Origin of the sequence: Janthinobacterium saanense (assembly GCF_014200675.1) — a bacterium.
GTDB lineage: Bacteria > Pseudomonadota > Gammaproteobacteria > Burkholderiales > Burkholderiaceae_D > Janthinobacterium.
Window position 1 is genome coordinate 1 of sequence record NZ_JACHCI010000047.1, and the last position, 1,098, is coordinate 1,098.

The 1,098-nt window shown below is 42.0% G+C and carries 1 protein-coding gene; it reads right to left on the reverse strand.

Features of this window, described 5'->3' with window-relative positions:
- Positions 1-88 precede the first annotated feature (88 nt).
- Complete coding sequence (locus HDE72_RS27555; RefSeq protein ID WP_183748787.1) at positions 89-1,000, reverse strand: KAP family P-loop NTPase fold protein; 912 nt, start codon at positions 998-1,000, stop codon at positions 89-91.
- Positions 1,001-1,098: the final 98 nt, after the last annotated feature.

Below are 1,098 nucleotides of genomic sequence, written 5' to 3' on the forward strand. Positions count from 1 at the left end.
CATCCTGCGGCGCTTCCTGTACGCCGCCGCAGCGACCGGCAGGCGAACTGAGGCTTCGCTCAGGCTGGCAGATGAAGATCAGCGCTAATCAACAATGAATATGTATTCTCCGATTTGCAACTGAATATAATGCAGCCTCAAATATTTTCATTGCCTGAAACTGATCACGCAGACTACATCCAAAGTGATCAGCACAAGTAGAAAATATATAGGGCAGAAAATCATAATTTTCAAAAGAAATACTTCCACCAAATCCCGTGTAAAAAAGGCCAACCGGAGGAAGCGGAACATTTAGAAAAAGTGACTTTGAATAAGCTAAAGAATTTGGCAATGGAAGAAAATATTCCATATCAAAAAATCTTTTAAGATATCTATGGCCATCAAACCCTGCTCCGTATATGGCTTTTGTAGACTCCCCAAGCTGGTTCATGTTAGTAGCCACTAAAAAATAAACCCCAGGAACACCAAATAAATGCTTAATACCCTCCAACAACTCAACAGCATAATCTGGACGACAGCGATCCAGCTCATCGACAAAAATAAAAATTGGGAGTTTAACATCATTACTCTCCTCTAACGCAGCAACTAATAAAGTCAGTTTCTCCTTAAAAGTCACAATAGATTGCTTAGTATTTTTATGTTGCTTCAGTGCAGCATCGACTGCGGCTGACATGCCTTTTTCGATATCAGCAATATTCGGCATAACCTCTCTGGTAGCCACACCGGTATCGCCACCGGATACTTCAGATATTAATTTTACAACGTGATCAGATGACAATCCTAATCCATGCTTTGCGACACCAAACATAGTAGCTTTTAATGCAGGTTTCAAAACCTGCTTCATGCTATTCATTGCCTCATTGAAATATTTTTTCGCGCGTGGTATTCCTTTAAAAAAGGGAGATAATCCTTGATCTATTTCCGATATAAATGCTACCAATGGCTCTGGTGTAAAATCATTTTTCCATGCATCGAAATAGACCGTTGGATACCCCGCCATCTCTAAGGAAACGCTGATTTATTCTTCGGCTGCCGTTCACGGCAGCGCGCCGAACTGAGACAATAGCGACACGTTCATTGCCCCACCGCCGACCATGC

Coding starts and splice junctions, on each gene's coding strand:
- HDE72_RS27555 (WP_183748787.1), bottom strand. CDS start 1,000: ATGGCGGGGTATCCAACGGTCTATTTCGATGCATGGAAAAATGATTTT.